The sequence below is a fragment of the Pseudonocardia sp. EV170527-09 genome (genome assembly GCF_008369905.1).
GTDB lineage: Bacteria > Actinomycetota > Actinomycetes > Mycobacteriales > Pseudonocardiaceae > Pseudonocardia.
In genome coordinates, this window is sequence record NZ_VRMC01000407.1 from 1 (window position 1) to 288 (window position 288).

At 63.9% G+C, this 288-nt stretch carries 1 protein-coding gene; it reads right to left on the reverse strand.

Annotation, left to right across the window (positions count from 1 at the left end):
• Window positions 1-69: 69 nt before the first annotated feature.
• A partial coding sequence (locus FVA95_RS29630) for a cytochrome P450 (RefSeq protein ID WP_149666969.1) occupies window positions 70-288 on the reverse strand: 219 nt, incomplete at its 5' end.

The following is a 288-nucleotide window of genomic DNA, read 5'->3' on the forward strand; positions in this document are numbered from 1 at the left end:
CCTCGACATTCACGGCGTGGCGTTTGCCCGAGGGCTCGACATAGATGATGCTAACCATCGCCCTCTCCCTCAGTGCACGGCCAGCTCGAGCAGCATCGGGCTGCGGAACGTCGATGACGGCATCCAGGCCAGTTGCTCCTGGGTGCGGCGGTAATTCGGCACGACCTTGTGGAATTCGTCGAAGGCGATCTTCACGCCGAGACGGGCGATCGCGGTGCCGAGACAGGCATGCACGCCGCCGCCAAAGCCCAAATGGCCGCGCGGCTTGCGGGTGATGTCGTAGACATC